Source organism: Brevibacillus sp. NRS-1366 (assembly GCF_050467985.1).
Genome location: NZ_JBITPN010000006.1, coordinates 54,329 through 74,513 on the forward strand (window position 1 = coordinate 54,329; position 20,185 = coordinate 74,513).

The following is a 20,185-nucleotide window of genomic DNA, read 5'->3' on the forward strand; positions in this document are numbered from 1 at the left end:
CGCGCGACCTCCTTCTGCCCCTTCCTTTTATGGAGCCAAACTGTTTAAAAACATGATGAAATCCTTATCGACATCTTGTTCATTTCCTTCATAACGGCGCGCGTACTCGTAAATTTGCCGGATCGCCTCGGGAAAACGCTCTTTTCCGAACGCTTCGTACACTTTATTCATCGCCAAGTAAACCGGATGCGGCGAACCGTTCCATTTATGCCTGCTCGGGATAAACAAAGGTTCGTCCTGCTCGGTACCGTTATGCCTGATCGATTGCGATATTGCTTCCGTCATATATCCGGCTAGCTTAGATAGGGGGACGGACATGACGCTTGCATCAAGAAGCGTTGCCCGCAAAAGATCCTCGTCGAAATAAGACAAGCCGTTAAAGGTCATCGAAGCTGGATGGTTCGAATAAGATAAATAGTTGAAGCCATTGCTATCAATCGGTTTAAGAAATTCACCCTTGATCAGCGGTGATCTGAATAGCAGTTGGTTGTTGAACGATTCGTTTTGCACCCGACCCGGATAATCCGTGCGGATGAAATGGATGCGGCTCGGATAAAAAGCATCTGGATTGAGCATCTTCGCTATTTGGGATAGCTCCGTATAATGCACAAGTAGGTTGCCGGCAATGCTCTTCGCACGGGCCGGAGGAATTTGATTCGATAAAACGATCGAAACCGTCGCCTGATTATTCGATTCCCTCCACTCGGTCATATTCCCGCCAATGAGGTTGAAGCCGCGAACGCCCGACGCATCGAATACGACACGCTGTCTCCCATCTGCCACTTGAGAATTTGTCCTTTCCCCGTTCGCGATAAGCTGCATCCGCTCGCCCGCTTCAACCTCCACATGAAAATCGGCAGGCAGCCGGTAAGGCTCGCTCTCTCTAACGGCTTCATCCACAACGGGACTTGACAGTCTTTCGTCGAAGTGTACTTGCTCCAGTTCGGCCAGCCTGTCGGTTCCCGGGTAAGGGTACCATCCGTAATATCCCGGCAGGAACAGCTTCTCCGGATCGACAAAAACTCTTCGCTCCCAATGGGCATCAAGGGAATCATCGATTCCTCCGGACCCTTGCGGATCATACCAATCATTGATCGTACCTGCATATTCCATCGTCGTTTCCACCACTGTTCGAGGCTGAACGGGCCGAGCCGGGACAACCCATACTACATCCTCTCCAGGCTCCCACTCGAAGGCTGCCGGCATCCCTTCGACCTTTATTTCATTGATTTGGAAATGATGCCGGAGCGACAGCGGAAAGCGGTCAATTGCCTCCTGACCTCCATGCTGCAATTGGATCGCGCTCCGCACTTCCATACGGTGCTTTTCCCCGATATTCACCTTCAAATCGTATTTGAGGGCTGTCAGCATGGCGTACTTCCGACCTAGAAGGAGCATGTTCTTATACTGCTGCGTCAGTGGATTCACGTTCGGGTCCGCTTCTTCACCTGCCAGAAACCGTTCGACAGCAATTCGATTGATCTCCGAAGGATTTTCTTGGAGCAGCTTTCTGTAAAATGCGAAATTCTCCTTGGACGATTCGGTACGCTCCTTCCATATGGACGCATAGCTGAGGACGCTCATAACCATTGTGACGACGGCTGCGGCGGAAATCGGGTACAAGACGGTATTCCGACTCTTTTCCTTTCTTCCCCTCTTCGCGCTGTACACGATTCCTCCGAATAAGAGGACGATCAGCGCGGTATGGAACAAGCGAAGAAGCCCGTATGCCGCAGCGTCCGTAAAGCCCCATAATTCCGAATAAAAGCCCAACCGGGTCAAGTCGGTTAATCCAATATCGACCAAATAGGTCCACTGGGCCGGTATCCATTCGAGAAAAATAACATTGGCCAAAAACAAAACAGCCGCGACAATCGCCAAGCTATACAAATAAACGATGCGGTTGCGGGTCCAAGTGCCGATCCAATAACCGAGCAAGATCGTAAAGGTCGTCGGAATGACGAATGAGCCAAGCATGGATAGTCCCATTGCCATGGAGGAAAACGCCATTCCCGCACGCAAAGCATGATAGGCGTAAAAGCACGCGGGCAGCAGGGAGAGCGCGCCCAGCGGAATGATCAAGGCAAGCAGTCTGGCCGAAATCAATTGTACGGAACGATAGGGCAAAGCGCCTTGTATCGGACGTGTCTTCGCCACGGTATCCCTTCGCGCCGCCGATACGGCCAAAAACGGTGCCATCATAAACATAAACCACATGAACTTGTATGAACTCGATATGGTATACCACCCGATATCATCCGCATACGCGTTATTGATCAGGGAGATTGCAAAAACCCCGCCTGTTACGGCAAGCAGGATCAAGCCGAACCATCCCCGGAACATAAGCTTCCATTCGACGACGGCATATTTCCAAATCGCAATCATGGCAGCGGCACCTCCGGCTTCATGACATCCATATAAGCATCCTCCAATCCGCTTGCCGCCGGCTCCGCGCCTTCAAAGGGCTTGGCTCCGTCACCGGACAACACGCGTATTTCCCGACCGTAAGCTGTCTTCCGGGAGGAGAGTACTTTCAGGTGCGGTTTGATGGCATCGAACCGGGTCTCCTCGACCATTCCCGTCCATACCCGGCCCCTCACCCGTTCAAGCAGCTGCGCTTGCGTGCCTTGGTAGACGACTCGGCCCTCCTTCATCATGGCAAGCCGACCGCAGCTGCTGCCGATATCGGCTGCGATATGGGTCGACAAAATGACAATACGATCTTTACCCATTTGATCGAGCCACTTGCGAAAACGAATCCGCTCCTCCAGATCGAGTCCCGCCGTCGGTTCGTCGACGATAATCAGCTTCGGCGATCCAAGCATCGCTTGAGCGATCCCGATCCGCTGTTTCATGCCGCTGGAATAGCTCCCCATCAGCTTCTTCGCTTTATCGGTCATATTCACTTGTTCCAGCAGCGAAGCAACCGCCTCTTTTCGCTTACGCGAATTCGTTATTCCTTTCATCAGCGCCACATAATCGAGATACTCGTAACCGGATAAGTTGCCGTATAAACCGAACTCTTGTGGCAAGTATCCGAGCATCGCCCGAATCGCCTGATCATCCCGCCCCAGCTTGCAATCGCCGATCTCCACGCTTCCTTCGTTGGCCGGCAGCAAGGTGGCGAGAATTTGCATGAGCGTCGTTTTCCCAGCCCCATTCGGACCGAGCAACCCGAATATGCCCGGTTGTATCGTTAAGGTGACCCCGCTTATCGCGTGCAAGGCGCCATATGTTTTCCCCAAGTTGGTAATCTGAATTTGCACAGGCTGCCCTCCTCTAAAAATAACCGGCTTGCTCGGTGTTCGCGCGCGTTGAGCATGCTTCGGCTAGTATAACGAGCATGCAGCGAAAAAGATTTGGTATGGCGGCATTTTTTTCGAAACATTTTTTAATCGTCGGCAAACGCCGATGAAATTTTCAATTGCGGAATTTTCGCATGAGAACGGCAAAAAAGCTCAAGCTTATTGAACTTGAGCTTTTTGCCGGCAGCCGAACCGTAGCTAAAAAAGGGATGACAGCTCGATCTTCATATGATTATGAAACAGCTTATAAATAAATCACTTCCCAAAGAATCCTGTACAGCTATGAAAATCCCTTTTCTCCATTATCCTGCCCTTTTAGCATAAAAGCAGTTATTATTTAGCAACTTAACCTTTTTCCTACTTTATTCTTTTGGCAATAGGATGATCATCTTTTAGCTGCAGTAAATCCCATAGGTTCCCATACAAATCTTTAAATACGGCAACCATTCCATATGATTGATCCTGTGGATCTCTCACAAATTCTATCCCTCTTGAAACCATCTCATGATAATCTCTCCAAAAATCATCTGTATGTAGAAAGAGAAAAACTCTACCACCCGACTGGTTGCCAATAAAGGGCTCTTGCTCAGGTTTAGATGCTCTTGCAAGTAATATTGTGGTGCCGACAGACCCAGGCGGAGATACTACTACCCATCGTTTATCTTGTTCGGGCTGATGAATGTCTTCAACTAAAGTAAAATTTAGCTTTTCCGTATAAAACTCGATCGCCTCATCATAATCTTTTACAACTAAAGCGATATGTACGATTGATTGAACCATATTTTTATCTCCTCTAGGTATTGACCTATATTCTCTTATTAAACGACCAAGATCGCGCTTTATTTTACCATATCTCAATACATCTATTCCTGCACCTTGCCGTTTTAGCTCGACAAGCACAACCCTGATTGTCGAACAGCCATTTCTAGCAAAAAAGGAAAAAGCAAACCGTATGGAAACGAATCATTCGGTCTGTTTTTTCCTTTTTTATATAGTAGGAATGATAGTTATGCTTTTGCTTCCATAAAAAATACGGATAAGAACTTTCTGACGCTGATGCGGCATTTTGACGTCTTCTCGCCCGCCTCCAACTCCTGCATGCGTTGGCGGATTTCCTGAAAATCAAACAAACGCGGGGCGAAGTGCTCGAAGGTTGGATTGGCATAATCGGTTAATCCGAGTGACGACAGGTGACTAAATGCTTGCAAAACCATTCGTCTGATGCGCTGCTCCATGGCACGCACTTCTTTTCCCATTGACTGCTCGTCCAAATTCCCGTGAAGCTTGAGCAAAATTTGCGCGTACAGTTCCTTTAACTGAATATCACGGGGTTGATCGCCCCTTCGCTCCTCTTGCGCAAACCATTGCATGATCAGGACGAGATCGGGAGCTCCTGCTTCACTCGCAATCCCTAGCTGGAGCAAGAGCTGCTGCGCTTTTTGCGTCAAATGATCCTGCTCGGTAAATGAGCTTTTCTGGCCCTGATCCGCCGGTTCCTGTTTTCCTTTAATATCCAGGATTTGCAGCGATTTACGGATAGATAACAGCGATGCTTCCAAGGATAAATAATCAGCTACCCGCCTTAGTACAGACATGACTTCCAAACGATTAATCGGCTTTTGGATAAACGTATCAATGCCTTGCAAATACGCCTCTCCGATCATCTCCTTGTTCTCTACTTGTGATACCATGATGAATCTCCCCGCAAAACCTTCCGCCTGCAGCTTCTTGATGGTCTGAATGCCATCCAGCTCTGGCATCAACAGGTCGATCAACACCACGTCAACCCCGTACAGCTGATCGATCGACACCTGATTCCCATCGCTTGCCTGACCCACGATCTCGCCCAGACCGCTATCCTGAATAATTCGCTCCAGCATTCTTCTTATGACGGCATCGTCTTCAATTAGAAAAAAACGGATCACGAGACGACCTCCTTTCTTAGCAATTGATCGGTTGGAATCCGCACTTCAAAATGCGTCATGGCCTCTCGATCATGCAGGATGCACAGGGTTCCGTGCAGGCTTTGCACAATTCCTCTGGCATGCGTGAGCCCAATTCCTGTTGATGAGTTTCCTTGCGCATCGTATTTCGTCGTGTACCCGGGCTGGAATACCCATTCTCGTTCCTCTTGGGAAATCCCTGGTCCACTATCCCGGATGTGAAACACAATATCGCGATGCTCCAGCCCCGCGATCAGTTCGATATTGCCTGTCTTGCTGATCGCTTCTACTGCATTGGCTACCAAGTTGTTAAGCACGGAGAGCAGAGCATAAATTTGGCTGGTCGACAGGCTCATCTGACAACTCCAGGAGAAGTGAATCTCTTTGTCCAGCATTTCTGCATATTTTTGATTCGCCCTGATTACCAGTCCACACAGCTCAGATACGGGAAGCTGCGGTGAAAGTCCTTCCTGATTCATGAGATTGGACAATCCGGCAAGCATCCGCTGCGAGTCTTTTTTCACTTCATGCACATGCTCGGCTATCGTTAAAGCTGTCGGGGATTCTTTGTGCTCCTCCGTTCGCAGCCGTTTGTACAACTGATAGCTTTCGCGCGTAATTTCTTCGAGGTGAGTCATTGATTTTCGCAGGTAAAATGCCTCTTCATATAACTCCGTATTAATCATCCGCAATCTTTCCAGCTCCTGTTGACGGACCTCTCCTACTGCTCGCACTTGCCGGATCGACACGCTGTTGTACAGCCCCACCACAAAAAAACTGCGCAGGGCTCCAAAGAAGAGCAGCATGAAAACGCTCTCCCAAGTGAGCGGAGGTAAATCAGTAAAAGCCAGGCGCAATTGCAACTCCACCAAATTGGATAGAAAATCTACTGAGGCCCCGATTAGCCCTACTAATAAAGGAAACTCCAAATACTTTCTGGCACGGATGATATAAATCAAGAAAGAAAAGCTGAAATAATAGAAGGTAGAAGGAAGATGAACCTGCAAGCTTTCTATCCACGTTCGAGAATCAATCAGCACATCGAGGCCTATTCGAAAGCCGAGGATAAACGTGCCCGTCAAGAAGCCTGTCAAAAGTACAGGTACGGACTGAAACCAGAGCAAGCCGAAAAAGAAAGCGGCGATCCCTAGTGAAAAACGAAAGGACCCGCCAAGGGGATTTACTTTCATCTCTCCAAAAAAGGCGGATGCCAGCACAATAATGAAAAGTATCAACAGGCGCTCGCGCATAATTGCCCCTTTCTGAAATAAAAGATCTCCCATTCCTATTTTACAAAGAATCGGAGATCTGCACAGGTGTAAATATTTAGGCGTGCTTGTTTTCCAGTCGCTTGGAGACGATGGACAAAGCGTAGTTGACCACAAAATACATGACAGCCACGAGCAGGAACGTCGGAATGACATAGTTTACGTTTCGACCGTTAATAATTTGTGCGTGGTTCATCAGCTCAGGCAGAGCGATCACTACAGCAAGCGATGTATCTTTTAACAGCGAGATAAATTGGCTGACGATTGGCGGTACCATGCGTCGCAGCGCCTGTGGCAATACGACGTGTCTGAGCGTTTGAATGTAATTCAGTCCAGAGGAACGGGCAGCCTCAATTTGTCCTTTTTCTACCGATGTCAACCCGCTGCGTACGATCTCAGACAGCATGGCTGCCTCAAAAATCACTAATGCCAGTACTGCGGCATAAAATTTGTCCAGCTTGATTCCAATCTCAGGTAAAGCGAAATACGTGAAGAAAATGATCAATAGGAGCGGTAGATTACGAATCAACTCAACCAGAGTGGCGAGTATTTTAGATACGATCGGAATGCGTGCGTAACGGAGAACCCCGACGACAATCGCAATCGCAAAACTGAAAATAATCGATAGAAAAGCCACCTGCAAGGTAATCCAGAAACCTTCTAGGAGAAAGGTCAAATGACTGGGCGCGTATGCTCCAATAAAGTCCATGGTGTCCCCTCCTTGTTAGCGACCCCTCGCCAAGCGTCGCTCCAGATAGCCTACGAACGAACTCAACGGAAGGGTTAGAATTAAATAGAAAAGACCCACGAAAATATACACATCAAACGTTACAAAGGTATCCGCAGAAATCAGGTCACCAAAATACATCAGATCGAGACCCGCAATAACGCCTAGAACCGAAGAGTTTTTCACCAGATTGATAAACTGGTTGCCCATTGGCGGAATGACCACCTTGATCGCCTGCGGCAAGATGATGTAGCGCATCGCTTGCATGTACGTCAGACCTGAGGAGCGTGCTGCTTCTGTTTGTCCTTTTGGGATGGCCAGAATTCCTGCACGAATGGTCTCCGCAATAAAAGCGGCCGTGTATACAGTCAAGCCTAGCGTTCCCGCGAGGAATGGATTGAGTACGATTCCAATTGCCGGCAGACCCACGAAAAACAAAAAGACAACGAGGATCAACGGAATGTTACGGACAAACTCGACGTACGCGGCACCTATCCAGTTCAGTGGACGAATCGGAGAAATTCGGAAGATAGCGAAGATCATTCCTAATAAAAAGCTGCCGATCAGAGCAAGCAGGCTCGCCTTCAAGGTATTCCCAAAGCCTTCAAGATACATGTCCCAGTGATCAATCAAGATAGAAAAATCAATCATCTCTGTTGCGATCCCCCTCTAGCGTAAGAAAATTAGGGAATGAGCGGTAGCTTAAACCGCCCATCCGTAATGGAGTCGAACAGCATTATTTTTTCGGCTTTTCGCCAATCCATTTTTCGTAAATCTTGTCGTATTCGCCATTCTCTTTCATTTCTTTCAGCAGATCGTTTACAGCCGTAGCGAATTCTGCGTCGCCTTTGCTGATCGCAATGCCGTATGGCTCTTCTGTAAAGGTTTCTTCGGTTACACGGTAGTTCGGATCTTGCTTGGCCATTCCGTACAAAAGAGCGTTATCTGTCGTAAGCGCGTCGCCTTGACCGGCTTTTAGAGCAGTGAAGGCCTCCGCGTAGTTTTCAAATTCAAGGATTTCGGCATCAGGTGCACTCGCACGAATATTTTTCGCAGAAGTCGAGCCTTTCGCTGTCACGACTTTCATGCCTTTCTTCAGGTCCTTCAGACCGTTGATACCGCTATCTTTTTTCACCAGCAGCGATTGGCCTGCCATGAAGTAAATATCAGAGAAATCTACTTCTTTTTTGCGCTCCTCAGTGATCGTCATCGTCGCGATAATGGCATCAATCTCACCGTTCTTCAGCATTGGAATCCGCGTCTTGGAAGTCACTTCTTTCAGCTCGATCTTGTTTTCGTCACCTAGTACTTTCTTTGCAATCGCCTTGGCGATATCAATATCAAAGCCCTCTACGTTACCAGATGCCGGGTCTTTCAAGCCAAACAGGTTCAGGTCATACTTCACGCCTACCACGAATTTGTCTCTTTCCTTGATTTTTGCCAGTGTCCCTCCACCTGCTGCTCCAGTTGCTTGACCGCCTTGGGCTGCGCCTTCGGTTGTCTTGCCGGCTCCACAGCCTACCAGTGCAGTAGCGCTCAGCATTAGAACTAATCCCATTCCCGCGACTTTCTTCCATACGTGGTTTGCTTTCATCTGAATACCCCTTTTCTCTCTTTTGGTTAGGTTTTTTAGTGATTCAAAATTCGGCTCAAAAACAAACGTGCCCGCTCTTCACGCGGATTGGCAAAAAACTCTTCTGGAGTAGCCTCTTCCAGTATCCGGCCTTGGTCCATGAATACGATTCGATCGGCTACTTCACGGGCAAAGCCCATTTCGTGTGTCACGACCACCATCGTCATTCCTTCTTGGGCCAGCTTCTTCATCACATCCAGCACTTCCCCAATCGTTTCTGGGTCCAGTGCAGAGGTGGGTTCGTCAAAGAGCATGATTTTTGGCCTCATCGCCAGCCCACGTGCGATGGCGACGCGCTGCTGCTGCCCGCCGGACAACTGCGTAGGGTACATATCTGCCTTTTCCGGAATGCCTACCTTTTCCAAATAGTACAGTGCGGTCTCATCTGCTTCCTTTTGGGAGACGCCCAATACTTTGACAGGAGCGAGCGTAATATTTTCCAGCACGGTTTTATGCGGGTAGAGATTGAAATGCTGGAACACCATGCCGATGTTGCGGCGCACCATGTTGATATCCGTGTTTTTGTCGTTCACCTGTACATTGTCAACGACCAGTTCTCCGCTTGTAACCGTTTCCAATCTGTTGATGCAGCGAACCATCGTACTTTTTCCAGAACCGGACGGGCCAATGACCACGACCACTTCTCCCTGGTTGATATGCAGGTCGATGTTCTTCAGGACATGAAAGTTGCCGTAATGCTTGTTTACTTGATGAAAACTAATCAACCAGACTCCCCCTTGCTCTCTTTCTTACTTCGTATCGTAAGGGCGCTCTACCCAAAACTACCGAAAAAGACAAAGAAAATATTATTTTTCTTTATAATTTTCTAATAATAGGTTTTGGTCAGGCTGTTGTGGAGGAGAGGAAACCGGGGAAAACGCTCCAGGTTCTTGGGTCTCTTGCTTGGGGGTCATCCCTGCACGGCTGCATGGAAAAAGCGAAGCCGCGTCCAAAGCAGCCAGTTCGAGGGGGCCTCTCAAAGGTGGACGCTTAAAAGCGTGTTTCGCTTTTTCCATTACGCCTCGGTGGAGCCCCAAAGACCTTCGCTATTTTCCCCGGTTTCCTCTCACCAGCCTTTGGGTTTTCACTGGACATTTTTTGGGGGATTCTCCAAGACGTTTTTAAAGTCACGCTAAAAGAAAATAAAGTAATTTAATGGAAGAAAAGGTTGTGGGCAACGAACTTGCTGGATCTCTATACGACACCCCCAATGGCCCTCAAAATGTTTCCTTTTTCAATCAAAACAAAGAGCTGTCCCGATCACAGTCATCAATGTACTCAAAAAGGCAGGCAGTTCATTGCAGGAGATCAAGGATTTTTTTCAGAACCCATCGGGTGGTAATAATTTTGCCATGGTGGTTAATTTTTTGATGAACACGGTGATCAACTTGATTGACGTTTACAAAGTCGCCCATTATTTTAAAATCTCAGCTACTTAAGGTAGACCATCTGATCACGCTAGGATAAATAGTTCAATACAGGTAGCAACAGTCAGACATTATTTCGCTTCACATTTGTCCAAACTAGATGGACTTTTACCGAGTCGTCAAAACAAAGAAAAACGCCTAAATGTGAATTCAGGCGTTCGGTAACATAATGTGCAATTATTTTTGCAAGAGAACTAGGCCATTTTTTGTATATTTGTATTCTTGAGGAGGAGCATTATCTGTCATTTGAACCACAAAAGTGGGGTCAGTATATAAAACGCTTCTAGCGTTTAGTGCTTTATTCAGGTTAACACTCACCAATTGATTATTTTGTATGGTGTAAATCACAGTCTCATATGCATTAGGACTGCCGTATGAGGTGATGATTGCTTCAATTCCATCTTGGTCTAGGTTGACTATAGAAGGAGGGGAATTAAGGTATAGAAAAATCGAAGGAACATTGTTGTTAATCGTCAAGTAGTATTGAAAAGAACAATTAGCCCCACATAGTCCCCCAATATCAATAACAGACTGTTTAAATAATGACGATGTTTTGACTTGTAATTGATCACTGTAAACCGGTGCGCCTATATCTCCTATTTCATAAAGGTTTGTTCCGATTTGAATGCCTCCAAATAGAAGTATATCGCTCTCATTCGGTTTCGTAAAAGCGATAACCTTTACTTGATCTACCTGGACTTCCTTTACTATCTTTTGAATATCTTCTTTCTTCAAAGGCATGACTTGTTTATCTACTTTGACAGGTTCATAGGTAAGAGGAATAGTACCGTTTTCTGCGTCTGAATTTGTTGAACCTACTGGCTTTTGATCTCCACAACCTGTCATTACTAACAAAAGAAACAAAATGCATATGTATGACCGTAACTGTCTCAAAATTTTCACCTATTCCTTTAATTAATTTTATACTATTATTATATACAGAAAAAGGGTATTTACCAAATACATCCAAATGACCAAAAACGAACGAAAAAACATTCGATAATTTCCTATTTATCACCAGTCTTTTTGATTCCCGCGTTCATGCTCGGCACTCCCTACACAGATTCCTCCACGTACGGAATCGTCAATGGACCAAGCGGCAGCACAGCAACGGTCATCTCTTCACCGTACTTTTTCCTGAGCTCTTGCAGATTTTCACTGATGTTTCTCGTCGGTTTAAACATCGCCAGCTCTATCGTTTCATCGGACAGGCTGGAATAGACGTGCACGTCTGCCCAGACCTGGATCACTGCCTGTTTTTGCACCTGCCATTGGTCAAAAATCTTGAAGGTCGGATCATTGATCATGTCCAAAATTTCCTGTGGCGTTTTGCGCATCTGTAGGATGCTGGCATAATTCCCGTGGTTCGGCAATCCGTCCGAACACTCTGCAGCGCAAATGATTGTCCCGCCTTTTTTGACGATTTTATGCGCGGCACTCATGCCTTTTACCGCCTGATACAGGTTCTGGTCCAGCGGATAGCCGGAGTTCGACGTGATAACGACATCGAAGCGGTGATCGCAGCGGATCATGGCATGCTCCTTGGCAAAGGCGCATCCCTGGTCATGGGCCTCGAACAGCTCGCCTGCAAAAACCGCCGTAATCTCTTTTTCGCGATTTAACGTAACATTCAGCATGAAATCGGGCTTGCACATCCGGTTGACTTCGCGGGCCATGTCTTGCACCGGATTATTCTCCATATTCCCCCACGTCGCAAGCGGGTCGCCGATCATTCGAGCGTTGTGGAAGGTCATGATCGTCTCGATCCCTGCGATCCCTGGCATGATGCCCTTGGGTCCACCGGAAAAACCGGCAAAGAAATGCGGCTCGATAAAGCCTGTCACGATTTTAAAATCGGCTTCCACGTATGCTTTGTTCAAGTACGCCTCACAGCCAAAACGGCTTTCTCCGACCTTTACCAGTTCCTCTTTCTCATGGCAATGATGGTTGATGACACGCACGTTGTTCACGACCCATTCGCCCAGCATTTGCACGAATTCTTCCCGCGTTTGATCGCGATGGGTACCAGTCCCGTTAATCACAACGAAATTTTCCAGCGGAACATGGGAGAGCTCCGATAAAATCCATGGCACCAGTTTGTGATTGGGGGTAGGTCTGGTGATGTCGCTGATCACAATCGCTACTGTATCTGCGCTTTTGACTAGGTCACGCAAGGGTGCTGTTCCAATTGGGCTCTGTAATGCTTGTCTTACGGCTTCTTCTTCGTTTTCCAATCCTGGCAGGTTTTTCGGCTCGACGATTAGGGAGTCATCAGGTACTTCTATCGATAAGCCTTCTTTTCCATAGAGCAACGTCGTTTTCATTTGGTTCTCCTTTTCGTTCGGTTTTCCAAGCTACACATCGACATGACTTCTTATCAGCTTGATCGTAAATGGGTACCCGAGAGATACGTCCTGAGAACCTGCTCAGCCGTTTGTGCCAGCAAATCAGACGCTTGCTCCATCGCTTCCGCAAGCGACATGGGTCTATTCACGATGCTGGTCACGCTGTGAATTCCATATTCGTACAGCGTGTCAATGCCGCTCCCAATCGACCCTGCGAGCACGAAAACCGGAATCCCCCTCTTTTGTGCTTCTTGTGCGACCCCCATTGGCGTTTTCCCCGAAGCCGTCTGATAATCCACTTGCCCCTCTCCCGTAAAAACGAGCGCTGCATCCTGCATTTTTTCGCCAAGCTTTGTGTACTCGATCACGATGTCGATGCCACGCTTCATCGTAGATGGAAAAAAAGACTGGAACGCTCCGCCGATTCCACCTGCTGCACCTGCACCCTCTAATTGATGGAGCGAAATGCCTGTTTTCGCCTGAACCAGGTCAGCCCACATGCCAAGAGAACGATCTAAAGACTCTACCATCTCCGCTGTCGCTCCTTTTTGCGGACCAAACACATGGGATGCGCCATTCGGCCCGATCAAAGGATTCTGCACATCCGACGCGATCAAAAAATGTGATTCACGAATTCGCGAGTCCAGATTCTGGTCATCTATTTCTACAATCCTGTGGAGCTCCCCGCCCCCAAAGCCAACCTCGTTTCCATCGGCATCCAAAAGTCTCACGCCAAGAGCTTGCAGCATACCGATTCCGCCATCATTCGTAGCGCTTCCGCCTATCCCTACGATAAAATTTCTGCAACCGTCATCCAGCGCCCGCCTGATCAATTCACCCGTGCCATACGTCGTGCTAATCATCGGATTTCTCACTTCTGGCGGAACCAGGATCAATCCGGAAGCGCTAGCCATCTCAATCACGCACGTTACCTGATCCCCCAAAATGCCGTAAGCCGCTTTCACAGGTACGTGCATTGGTCCCGTCACGTCAACCTCTACCCTTCGTCCATAAGTGGAGGTAATGAGACTTTCCATTGTTCCTTCTCCACCGTCTGCCACAGGCACCAGAACGGTATGCGCATCTGGCAAAACCTTTTTAATTCCGGCTTCGATCGCTATCGCTGCTTCTGGCGCGGACAAGCTTCCTTTGAATGAATCGGGTGCGATGATCATTTTCACTTTCCAACCCCACTCCTTAGTAAAGCGCTAACATTTTGGTTTGTTTCTCATTATAGTGTTTCGATATGCGAAATTCATCGTTTGTCGCATACAAAAAAACATAGTAAATCGACTGATTTTTTCATACATTTAATACAAAATAGGTCGAAAAGGCGGTGTCGGCTGGTGCTGACCGAGAAAATCGCACAACAGATTGTTCGAGAGACGATGAACCGTTTGAACCGCAATATCAACATCATGGACAATACCGGGACTATTATCGCTTCCGGCGACCCTGCGCGGGTCAACCAAATACATGAAGGCGCCTCCGATGTCATCCGAACGAAAGAGCCGCTGCTCATCACTAAAGACAATCAGCAGCATTACAAAGGCGCCCGGCCCGGCATCAACCTGCCCATTCACTTTCAGGACCAAATCATTGGCGTCATCGGGATTACAGGCAATCCTGAAGAGATTCTCGAATTCGGCGAGCTCGTGAAAATGATCACGGAAATGATGATCAATCAGTCTTTTCTCGCTTCCCAAATCGAGTGGAAACAGCGGATGAAAGAGATGGTTTTCGAAGAATTGGTCAAAGCGGAGCCGAACTATGATGCTGTTGAACAGAGATTGAATCTGCTGAAAGTGAAATTAAAACCTCCTTTTCATGTATCGCTCATCCAGATCGGTGAAATTCCCCTGCAAAGCCAAGAGCTGATTCAAAGAATGGAAGTGCTTCTGGACGATCAACATCTTTTGGTAGGATTTTTAAAGGTGAATCGGCTGTTCATTCTCACTTCCGACCTTGCCGAACAAGCTGTGAAAAGAAAGCTGGAAACGATTCGCGCATACATGCAACACGCAGGAATCCCTTTTCATATCGGTTTAGGCTCAGGAGTCATGGAACGAGGGGAAATTGGGAGATCGCGGGAAGAGGCTACATTAGCGTTATTGCTCGGAGATGGAAAACAAGGGGTAACCGCTTTTGCAGATATTGAAAACCTTGCACTGATCGACCGGATCGACTCGCATGTGAAGCAAAAATACGCAGAACGTGTTCTTACCCACATGACTCCCAAATTAATCGAGACGCTGGAAGCCTTTCTCTCAAACAATCTCAGCATTACGGAAACTGCCAAGACAATGTGCATCCACCGCAATACGCTCCTCTATCGTTTATCGAAAATCAAAGATTTGACTGGCTATGATCCGCAAGCATTCCAAGACGCCGTCTCTCTCCAATTGGCTGTGTGGATCCATCAGATTCGGACAAGGACAGATGAATAATAGAAAAGAGCCAGTTCATCCCTTGTTCGTCAACATAGAGATGGCTGGCTATTATACGTTTTAAACGACCTCTTTTATTGAAAAATCAAATCCTCTACGTTGCGCGTATGCTGCGTGATCGAGAAGCTGCCCTCTTTGGTTAAAATGACAGTGTCAGAGTGCCGGAATCCCCCAACGCCTGGTACATACACCCCCGGCTCAATCGTAAAGACCATTCCTTCTTGCAGAACGAGCGAATTGTCAAAGCGAAGATAAGGCTCCTCGTGCTCGGTCAAGCCTAGGCCATGCCCGATGCGATGATTGACATATTCGCCATATCCCGCTTTTTTGAATACTTCGTACGCCGCCAAATCTACTTCCCTGGCAGCGATTCCCGGCTTGATCATCTCCATGCCGACACGTTGCGCTTCCACAGCCAGCTTAAACAAGTCCTTCTGCTTCTCGGTCGGCTTGCCTACAATAAACGTCCGCTCATTTTCTGCCCGATAGCCATTGAACCACACCTGCCGGCTATGGATCACCACATCCCCCGGCTCAAACTTGCGTGTGCTCGAATAGAGATGAGGCTTGACGCTGTTTGGTCCCGAGCAGGTCCAGTTCTCATATCCGATGATGTCATTCTCGTACAGATCAGATGCCATTTCCAAAAGCAATTTGTCTCCGTATGCATCCAGTTCCAACTCACTGATGCCTACCCTGGCATGGCTTAAGGATTCGGCCACGGCGTAATCGGATAGTTGTCCTGCCACTTTTAACAAGGCTATCTCGTCTGAATCTTTGATGAAACGCATTTCCATAATAAATAAACCGATATCTGCCAGTTCAAACCCTTTTTTCTGCAGGTATAGAAACATGCCCGCAGAAAGACTGTTCATCTCTACGCCCAGCCTGGCTCCCTTTGGATAGCGTGCAAGCAATTTGTCGAGATGATCCCGATAGGAAGATTCCTTGTGAGCCATTTCTATTTGTTCATAGTACACATGAATATGTGAGCCCCGCGCTTTTTCTGCCGCATGCAATTCTTCCAATGCCGGGACGATCAGATCGGTCTGGTCCTTGCAAACGAGGTAGACGATCGGCCGAGAATAACTGATGGCACGAAAGCCGCTAAAGTAATACTGATTGTCCGGGTCCCAGATCAGACAAACGTCTATCTGTTTTTCACCCATGATTTGACGCAGTCGCTGCCCTCTTCCCTCGTAGTTCATCTTCTGCTTTCTCCTTCAGGTAGAGCTATCCATATGCCTATCGAATTGACCAGGACGCTACTCTACGATTTTACTCATCCAAAAGTCTACACATGGTCCCGTGGAATCTCACTTGTCCAGGTTTTCGTGAAGACCTGAGTTTCACCCTCGTACGCGTCAAGCTGAGTCGTAAGGTAAAACTTTGTAGCATCCGCCGACATGATGCTGACGCTCTCCAGCCTCGTCTGCCACTCGCCGCGACCGACGTTCAGGGTCCATTCACAACGCACTTGTGCTGAAAGTGGATTCCCCTCTTGAATGGTATACATATTGCGGTTGACGCTGCCGTATTCGATTCCGTTCGGCAAAAGCCTGCGTGCTCCCTCGTCAGAGAAATCAACCAATCGCCAGACTCCCTGAATCAAGTCATGCTGAACTTCGCGGGTGCGACTCTCCTCGCGCAGAATCTCTCGCTCCATCACGGCTGCTGTCTCCGGCATCCCAAAAGGGGTCAGCTCATCATCGGCGGGCTGAGGTGGTCTCACTGGCAGCGTAAGACGGGTCTTTTCCCCTGTGAACACCGAAAGCGTGACCGGCTCAGGAGATGGCCATGCATGCGGCCAATAATTTGGAGACAAAGCGACCTGCCAGCGGTGTCCAGCCGGCAATACGTGCCCAATTGCGTTAAGGCGCACTGTCACCGTATATCGCTCACCCGGCACCAAAGCTGCAGGATGCTCATGGCTCTCCCGATGGGTCAAATTGAGCATGCCCCAGCTTACCAGAGTCGAGGCTCCGTCCGGTGCGACGTCACACAGACGTACCGCCAAAAGGGCATTGGGACGGTCGGAAGACAGCTCAACTGTTACCTCTGGATAGCCCAAAATTTCCATCGGTGCTGCCAGTGGCTCCGATGTGAAACAGACCGCCAGTCCATTTTCCAGCCGCTGATCAGAAGCCAGGTCACCCGCCTGTCCAAATGGGCAAAATACGCCTGCGTACAATCCATGCGCTTGCATGCCAGATACCGTAATCGCCTGCTCTTCTTTGATCGGTTCAGTGACTAATTGTTGATCATTCAACCAGTAGCCGACAGGCCGGATAGTTGGCGAAGGCCACTGCGTCTCGGCCACCCAGCGTCCCGGCCGCTCTGGATAATCGACGTGAGGAGGCACACTCTCCTGCATCCACGCCCGCAGCATAGGCTCGTCCATGATTTTCGTGTCGACCCCTTTTAGCCAATAATCCCACCAGCGCAGACACTCTTGCAGAAAACCAATGTTGGGTCCAGGCACCGCAACCTCAGGATATTCGTGTGCCCACGGGCCGATCAGTCCTTTTCGCGGACCTGGCAGTCCCTCCAGCAACCGCATAATCGCATTCGTATAACCATCCGCCCAACCGCCTACGGCAAAAACCGGAATTTCGATATCAGCGTAGTTCTCGCATACAGAGCCGTGCTTCCAATAATCGTCTCGCCGTTGATGCTGCATCCACGCTTCCACGAACGGAGGTGTCTTCTCCAACCGCTCAAGCCAATTGGATCGCCACTTTTCTCCAACAACTTGCGGATCTGCCGGACGGCCATTGTATACCAGCATCGTGGATGCCCACCAAAGCATGTCGGAAGCGAGCACGCAACCGCCCAAATAATGAACATCGTCAGCGTAGCGATCGTCCGTTGAACAAAGCGTAATGACTGCTTTTAGTGCTGGCGGTCTCTTCGCAGCTACCTGCAGCCCGTTAAAGCCTCCCCAAGACTTCCCGATCATCCCTACTGATCCCGTAGACCAAGGCTGGGCAGCGATCCACTCCAATACACAGGCTGCGTCATCCTGCTCCTGCGGCAAATATTCATCGTACAAGATCCCGTCTGAATCGCCGCATCCGCGCATGTCGACCCGGATGCTCGCATACCCGTGACCAGCAAAATAAGGATGGCGAATCGAGTCACGCAGGGCTGTAAAGTCATTTTTGCGATAGGGGATGTACTCCAAAATCGCCGGCACCGGATTCTGCTCTGCATCCTCAGGCAGCCAAATCCGTGCGGCCAAACGTGTACCGTCGGACATCGGAATCCAGACGTGTTCGATCTCACGTACCTGCCTTGGAAAATCAGTGATAGTGGAACGGATAGAATCACGAACATTAAAAACCACAGTAAAAACCCTCCTTCAGTACGGTCTCTCTCTACTCTCTTTTACAAGAACAGCTTATATAGATGGATTGCTGCATAGAGCCGCCTCACATTGATTGCGAAGCGGCCGGTGTTATCGTTATGAGCTTCGTTTGCTGGGCTCCCGATCCGGGGCAACCATGGTTTGCTCAGGTATCATGTGCGCTTGATCTTCCTTCAGCCATCTAATCAACGACGCAGCAAGCAGCACGTACATAATGATGACGGGAACGGAAACGACTACCGAAGACGTTTGTACGACCTTCAGTCCACCAATGAGCAACAGGGACACCGCCAGAATCGCTTGCACCGCACCCCACAGCAATCTGTGCCAACGCGCTGGCTCTTGCTTGTCCTTCAGCTCTTTGGTCGCAATCGCAGACAAAATATAAGTAGCAGAGTCAAGCGATGTTGCCAGGAAAATAAACCCGAGGATCAGGAAGAACGGCAAAACGATCGAGCTGAGCGGCAACGATTTCAGCAAAGCAACGACGGCTGCCTGCCCGCCCTGACTGTCGAGAATTTGTGAGAGCGGCAAAATGTTGTTGATTTCCACATGCAGGGCATAACTGCCGAAGACTGCGAAATACATCCATCCCCCCAAGGAACCCCAGAGCAAAATGCCGCCAATCAGCTCCCGAATAGTCCGTCCTCGAGAAATGCGCGCTACGAACAGTCCCATAAACGGCGAGGTTGCTGCAAACCAAGCCCAGTAAAAGACCGTCCATGCTTGCGGGAATCCGCCCTTTTGGATCGGGTCTGTAAAAAAGCTCATACGGGCGAAGTTTTGGACCATGAGCCCAAAGCTATTCGTAAAGTTGGACAGGATAAACAGTGTCGGTCCGACCAGAAACACAAAGATGGCAAGCCCCAAGGCCATATATACATTGATGTCACTCAGTTTTCTGATGCCTTTGTACAATCCCATGTATGCGCTTGCACAATAAAGAATTGTCCAAATCACAATAATGATGATGCTGAGGAAAAGTCCTTGTTCGATCCCGAAAATTTCTCCAATCACAGAAGAAATCATAGGGACACCTAGTCCGAGCGATGTACCGAGACCGCCTACCAGACTCCAAATAACCAGGATATCAATCACTTTGCCAACCCAACCATCAGCATATTTGCCCAGTACTCCGCTGCATGCTGTACTGATTTTGAGAGAAGGCTGCTTACGAACAAAGAAAGAGTACGCGATCGTTACGGTTGGCAATGCATATAAGGCCCACGCAGATAATCCCCAGTGAAACATGCCGTATGTAAGTGCCCATTCAGCAGCCTCTGGTGTTTTCGGCTCGATGCCAAATGGCGGCCCGACGTAGTAGTAAATCGGTTCCATCATCGACCAGTACATGATGCTGGTTCCCATCCCAGCGCAAAACAGCATCGCTCCCCAGCTAAAGCTGGAAAACTCCGGCTTGTCCTTTGCTGTGCCCAGCTTCACTTTGCCATAACGGCCAAACCCTAACCAAATCAGAATGGCAAACATCCCTGCCGTGAGAAACTGGAATGCCCAATCCAGCTTGTACGTGATCGATGTCAGCAGTTCCCCGAGTACAGGCTCAATCGTCTCATGGTTAAAGCCTAGGAAAACGGTGACTAGCAAAATAACGACTAATGATGGCCAAAAAATCCATGGGTCTATCTGCGGTTTCTGCATTCTAAAGCCCCCTTTGATGTCAATATTGCAAATTGTTTTATAAAATAATCGTGATTATATTATC

The 20,185-nt window shown here is 48.5% G+C and carries 16 protein-coding genes; 1 reads left to right on the forward strand and 15 read right to left on the reverse strand.

Annotated elements, in window-relative coordinates:
- Window positions 1-27 precede the first annotated feature (27 nt).
- The 12 genes from ACIFQN_RS04145 to ACIFQN_RS04200 all read right to left on the reverse strand — a co-directional run bounded on the left by ACIFQN_RS04145 (window position 28) and on the right by ACIFQN_RS04200 (window position 13,829).
- The gene (locus tag ACIFQN_RS04145) at window positions 28-2,385 is read right to left on the reverse strand and encodes an ABC transporter permease (protein ID WP_429831773.1); all 2,358 of its coding nucleotides are present in this window, start codon (window positions 2,383-2,385) and stop codon (window positions 28-30) included.
- Window positions 2,382-3,266 (reverse strand): ABC transporter ATP-binding protein, encoded by an 885-nt coding sequence (locus tag ACIFQN_RS04150; protein ID WP_429831774.1) that lies wholly within the window; start codon window positions 3,264-3,266, stop codon window positions 2,382-2,384. The genes ACIFQN_RS04145 and ACIFQN_RS04150 overlap by 4 nt, the downstream gene beginning before the upstream one ends.
- A gap of 396 nt (window positions 3,267-3,662) precedes the next feature.
- Window positions 3,663-4,085 carry a VOC family protein gene (locus ACIFQN_RS04155; protein ID WP_429831775.1) on the reverse strand — a complete coding sequence of 141 codons (423 nt, stop codon included), beginning with the start codon at window positions 4,083-4,085 and terminating at the stop codon, window positions 3,663-3,665.
- 227 nt (window positions 4,086-4,312) lie between these two features.
- Complete coding sequence (locus ACIFQN_RS04160) at window positions 4,313-5,230, reverse strand: response regulator (RefSeq protein WP_429831776.1); 918 nt, start codon at window positions 5,228-5,230, stop codon at window positions 4,313-4,315.
- Entirely contained in the window at window positions 5,227-6,498 is a 1,272-nt protein-coding gene (locus ACIFQN_RS04165; protein ID WP_429831777.1) for an ATP-binding protein, read from the reverse strand. The genes ACIFQN_RS04160 and ACIFQN_RS04165 overlap by 4 nt, the downstream gene beginning before the upstream one ends.
- Before the next feature lie 76 nt (window positions 6,499-6,574).
- A complete protein-coding gene (locus ACIFQN_RS04170) occupies window positions 6,575-7,225 on the reverse strand; it encodes an amino acid ABC transporter permease (protein ID WP_429831778.1) in 651 nt (216 codons plus the stop codon).
- Window positions 7,226-7,240: 15 nt separating this feature from the next.
- Window positions 7,241-7,894, reverse strand: coding sequence for an amino acid ABC transporter permease (locus tag ACIFQN_RS04175; RefSeq protein WP_429831780.1), 654 nt, complete (start codon window positions 7,892-7,894; stop codon window positions 7,241-7,243).
- Between the two features lie 85 nt (window positions 7,895-7,979).
- Entirely contained in the window at window positions 7,980-8,837 is an 858-nt protein-coding gene (locus ACIFQN_RS04180) for a transporter substrate-binding domain-containing protein (RefSeq protein ID WP_429831781.1), read from the reverse strand.
- Window positions 8,838-8,872: 35 nt separating this feature from the next.
- A complete protein-coding gene (locus ACIFQN_RS04185; RefSeq protein WP_429831782.1) occupies window positions 8,873-9,601 on the reverse strand; it encodes an amino acid ABC transporter ATP-binding protein in 729 nt (242 codons plus the stop codon).
- Between the two features lie 879 nt (window positions 9,602-10,480).
- Window positions 10,481-11,197 (reverse strand): hypothetical protein, encoded by a 717-nt coding sequence (locus tag ACIFQN_RS04190; RefSeq protein ID WP_429831783.1) that lies wholly within the window; start codon window positions 11,195-11,197, stop codon window positions 10,481-10,483.
- 161 nt (window positions 11,198-11,358) lie between these two features.
- A complete protein-coding gene (larA, locus tag ACIFQN_RS04195; protein ID WP_429831784.1) occupies window positions 11,359-12,627 on the reverse strand; it encodes a nickel-dependent lactate racemase in 1,269 nt (422 codons plus the stop codon).
- A gap of 53 nt (window positions 12,628-12,680) precedes the next feature.
- A complete protein-coding gene (locus ACIFQN_RS04200; protein ID WP_429831785.1) occupies window positions 12,681-13,829 on the reverse strand; it encodes a glycerate kinase family protein in 1,149 nt (382 codons plus the stop codon).
- 165 nt (window positions 13,830-13,994) lie between these two features.
- Here ACIFQN_RS04200 and ACIFQN_RS04205 point away from each other — a divergent pair, with 165 nt between their 5' ends.
- A complete protein-coding gene (locus tag ACIFQN_RS04205) occupies window positions 13,995-15,095 on the forward strand; it encodes a CdaR family transcriptional regulator (protein WP_429831786.1) in 1,101 nt (366 codons plus the stop codon).
- A 74-nt stretch (window positions 15,096-15,169) separates the two neighbouring features.
- Here the strand turns inward: ACIFQN_RS04205 and ACIFQN_RS04210 are convergent, their stop codons facing one another.
- The 3 genes from ACIFQN_RS04210 to ACIFQN_RS04220 all read right to left on the reverse strand — a co-directional run bounded on the left by ACIFQN_RS04210 (window position 15,170) and on the right by ACIFQN_RS04220 (window position 20,121).
- Window positions 15,170-16,303, reverse strand: a complete 1,134-nt coding sequence (locus ACIFQN_RS04210; RefSeq protein ID WP_429831787.1) for a M24 family metallopeptidase — start codon at window positions 16,301-16,303, stop codon at window positions 15,170-15,172.
- An 86-nt stretch (window positions 16,304-16,389) separates the two neighbouring features.
- Window positions 16,390-18,441, reverse strand: coding sequence for a CocE/NonD family hydrolase (locus tag ACIFQN_RS04215; protein ID WP_429831788.1), 2,052 nt, complete (start codon window positions 18,439-18,441; stop codon window positions 16,390-16,392).
- A gap of 117 nt (window positions 18,442-18,558) precedes the next feature.
- Entirely contained in the window at window positions 18,559-20,121 is a 1,563-nt protein-coding gene (locus tag ACIFQN_RS04220) for a BCCT family transporter (RefSeq protein WP_429831789.1), read from the reverse strand.
- Between the last annotated feature and the right edge of the window lie 64 nt (window positions 20,122-20,185).

Bases quoted from the DNA above. Each gene is read 5' to 3' on its own strand.
- ACIFQN_RS04145 (WP_429831773.1), bottom strand. From the start codon at position 2,385: ATGATTGCGATTTGGAAATATGCCGTCGTCGAATGGAAGCTTATGTTC.
- ACIFQN_RS04155 (WP_429831775.1), bottom strand. From the start codon at position 4,085: ATGGTTCAATCAATCGTACATATCGCTTTAGTTGTAAAAGATTATGAT.
- ACIFQN_RS04165 (WP_429831777.1), bottom strand. From the start codon at position 6,498: ATGCGCGAGCGCCTGTTGATACTTTTCATTATTGTGCTGGCATCCGCC.
- ACIFQN_RS04170 (WP_429831778.1), bottom strand. From the start codon at position 7,225: ATGGACTTTATTGGAGCATACGCGCCCAGTCATTTGACCTTTCTCCTA.
- ACIFQN_RS04175 (WP_429831780.1), bottom strand. From the start codon at position 7,894: ATGATTGATTTTTCTATCTTGATTGATCACTGGGACATGTATCTTGAA.
- ACIFQN_RS04180 (WP_429831781.1), bottom strand. From the start codon at position 8,837: ATGAAAGCAAACCACGTATGGAAGAAAGTCGCGGGAATGGGATTAGTT.
- larA (WP_429831784.1), bottom strand. From the start codon at position 12,627: ATGAAAACGACGTTGCTCTATGGAAAAGAAGGCTTATCGATAGAAGTA.
- ACIFQN_RS04210 (WP_429831787.1), bottom strand. From the start codon at position 16,303: ATGAACTACGAGGGAAGAGGGCAGCGACTGCGTCAAATCATGGGTGAA.
- ACIFQN_RS04220 (WP_429831789.1), bottom strand. From the start codon at position 20,121: ATGCAGAAACCGCAGATAGACCCATGGATTTTTTGGCCATCATTAGTC.